The organism is Rickettsiales endosymbiont of Peranema trichophorum, from assembly GCF_004210275.1.
GTDB lineage: Bacteria > Pseudomonadota > Alphaproteobacteria > Rickettsiales > Midichloriaceae > RICK02.
The window spans coordinates 1-3,418 of the sequence record NZ_SCFA01000035.1 but is presented as its reverse complement, the minus strand read 5'-3'; the positions used below and the strand labels follow the sequence as shown (position 1 = coordinate 3,418).

General features: G+C 42.0%; 2 protein-coding genes. One reads left to right on the top strand and one right to left on the bottom strand.

Annotated elements, in window-relative coordinates; genetic code table 11:
• On the bottom strand, window positions 1-2,129 hold a 2,129-nt coding region (locus EDM53_RS01645), incomplete at its 3' end, for a sodium:solute symporter family protein (protein ID WP_130121792.1).
• 230 nt (window positions 2,130-2,359) lie between these two features.
• Here EDM53_RS01645 and EDM53_RS01640 point away from each other — a divergent pair.
• Window positions 2,360-3,418: hypothetical protein (locus EDM53_RS01640; protein ID WP_130121790.1), on the top strand; the 1,059-nt coding region annotated here is incomplete at its 3' end.

Sequence of the window (3,418 nt, the reverse complement as noted above, 5' to 3'; positions counted from 1 at the left end):
AACAACTTGTGTAGCATCCTTATGCCTGTGTGTGCACTCGACAGCGGACTCCTTAGCTCATGAGCCATCTTCCCAGTCAGCATTCTCGACTTTAACGCCGTGTCCTCCCTTACGCTCTTAAAGTATCCCAACACGCTTAACGACACAACAAACACTCCGCATGACGTTAAACTCATGTACGAAAATACCGATGACTCAGCAGGCGATACCCACACAGACAAGCACACTCCCAATATCACACCTACGCATGACACTATCATGAAGCTCAGCCAATCCATAAATATGGATAGTATAAGCATTCCCAGTGTAAAGTGCGCTATGTAAAAAATATTGCCGTGATTAAGAAACAGCATCGATGCAGATAACACAGGGAGCGACAATAGCATCACGCTATACCAGTACAGCGGCATGAATCTAGCTCTCCACTCCTTAGGGCAGTACTCACACAAACACAGCAAAATCGCCAACACAGCGCCAGTAATAGACAACTCCATCAGAGGGTTGTACTGAGCGTAAGCAAGCTCAGATTCCACAAGCAGCGGATAAAGGCAAAACAACACGAGCACTATCCCCGATATCTCAAACTGAGGGTGAAAGCGTTTCGTTTGATTTCTAGTGAACAACAGTATCTTTGCGAATGATAAGTCACGTATTCCACGATACACTTGTACAAACACAGAAGGTTTCTTAGGCATAACGTAAGGCCTTTCTTGTCTCTCCTTCAAAAGCTTCTCCTCGAGCTTTGGCATTCTTACTCCCCACCATAGCTGTAGGTAGTGGGCTCCAAACATTCCTACTGTACTACCTATTACGCCCAACGCTATGCTAATTCTAGCGAACTCACCATCAATGTATGCACCAATAAGTGTACAAATAGTGGCCAAAACACACGATATCACAAACGATGCTGTATTAGTCCTAAACCCAATAAAACCGACCATTACTGGAACAAGCGTAACAGGCTCCCAAAAGTTGTATATCATCCAATACAGCTCCAATATCCCCTCGGCTTTGGCTGCTATTACTATAGCCATCAAACCTATCACAGTAGTTGAAAGCCGCGCTATCAGTAACTCTTGAGCATCTGTTAGCTTCGGAAAAATCATTTTCGCAATGTCATGCGTACACAGAACGGACGTAGTGTTTAACCACGAATCAGCGGTAGACATCATTACCGCTATCATCCCAGCTATCATCAAGCCCTTGATTCCAGTATACAAATACTTATCAATAAAAACCATGAAGACAAACTTAGGGTCAACGTCCGGAGCTTTGACTCTGATGACAAATCCAATCAGGCAGATCAGGAGCAACAACGGCAAGTGAAGGAACGATATCAACTTCAGAGAACTAGCAAGCTGCTTAGTGTTGTTGGACATTAAAAATCTTTGGATGAACGATCCACCGTTGAATGGCAAGATAAACAAAAAGAGACTAAGAAAGGACCACAGCTGCTTACCCTCTAAATTCAACGTCACATGCGTCTTTGGAAGCTGCTCATATATGGTTGATAGACCTCCAACATCCCGTATTGCAAAGAAACATGCTGTCGGAATGGCAACATAAAAAACTACAAACTGGACCACATCGGTCAATGCTACGGCCCTTATTCCACCAAACGCAGAGTACACTGTCAGGACGCCCATCCCAACCAGTATTCCTGCGAACTGGCCTATTCCCAGGAAATAATCAAGCATGTAGCCCATTGCCACAGCTTGTGTCGCTATGATACCCACAGATAAGACTACAGAAGCAACTGTTGTGACCCACCTTCCGATACTTCCGTACAATATATACATGATATCGCTTATCGACAAACAGCCTTGAAACTGTTCAACATTGACGTATATTCTAGCCATTAGGTACCACACAAGGACTCCTGCAATCCTAGGAATAGCAAAAAATATACCTACTGTGTATATTTTCTCTACTGTACCCACCGTTGAGCTCGCGCTCAAGTAGGTAGCGAATATTGTGCAAATCAACACTACTGTTGAGACCGACCCGTTACCAAGCGTATATTCTCTTATGTTCTTGATCTCGGTGGCTTTCCAAAATGCTACTACTAAACAGCCGACTAAGTACGCTACTATTATTCCTACATCAAGTGCCGCTAAGTTTCCTAGCATGATAATTTAATATTTTGTTAATATTTCGTTACAACTCTCTAATCAAAATTTTTGTATTGGGCAAGCAAAAAATTTTAAATTAATAAAATGTTTTTATGATATACAGGTTTGTACACTTTTACGTGTTATTTAACTATTGTAATGCTGTATAATCAGGGGTTTAACCCAATTTGTATTAATTTATTTTTAATACTAGAATTTTTTGGTATATACTGAAAATAGTGTATAAAATGAGTAAAACAAAAATGCCACCAGAGTTGTTACGTAGAGGTGAAAGTAACAATGAACAACCCAAAAGCCATCAGGGAAACCATAAGAAACGTGAGAATAGTAAAATCAGAGAAGTTATAAACCTGATAAGTACTAGTCCTTTCGAGCCTTCTAATATTCAAAACTTGATTGAACAGCTACGACATTTAGTTAACATCATAGATGATCCAACACTTAGAAGCGCGATCGAGTCTATGTTGCAGCATGCACAACAATATGAGCAACAGCAAGCCACCGTAGAAAGCATAAATACTTCGGATGAACGTAGAGAGTCGCAAAAGAGATTTGACGAAGCACTCAAGAATTTCAGAAACGAGCTTTTGAAAGAAGAAAAGCTGTTTTGGGAGAAACACGAGCAGCTAATGAATCGTGCTGATGAACTCATCAATTATAGGCCGGCCGAGAACAGCTTTGAATACCGAGCAGACCGAGCTTTTGAGGCCTTAGACACCTTATCACAACCCGATTCGACACACACAACCCCCGAAGCTAGGGAAACAGCTGAAAATCAACTTAGAGAATTCATACGTGAGGCGATTGCTGATACTGGACAATTGGAAGATGTCCTAAAAGCTAAGCATGCAAGAAGAGATGAGACGCAAGAGCACCTATACTCTTTGGAGCAACAAAAGAAACGGTTAATAGCACGTGGAGCTCCTAAAGAGAAGATTGATGAGATCGTTGAGACAGCAGGCCAATTGGAAGAGACAGTAGAAGAATTAAGCCGTGATATAAATGGAATCAATACCGTGCTTAAAGGGGTAGGGGAAGCAAGGACTCAGGATACTCCAAAAGAGCAACAAGTTACAGATGTGATAAACAGCATCAGGCCATCAATACAGGCACTTAACCAAGAAAAAAAGGCTCAGACTCATCAAACCAGAGACAAGCAGGAAAGGGAGGGGAGCAGACCTGTTGTTGGGCAAGAAGGAGCAGGGGCTCCTTCTGTTAGCGCTCTAGATAATAAGCAATTAGAACACGCTAAAAATGTCGCAGTAAATGCAGGAGAAGTTTTTAGA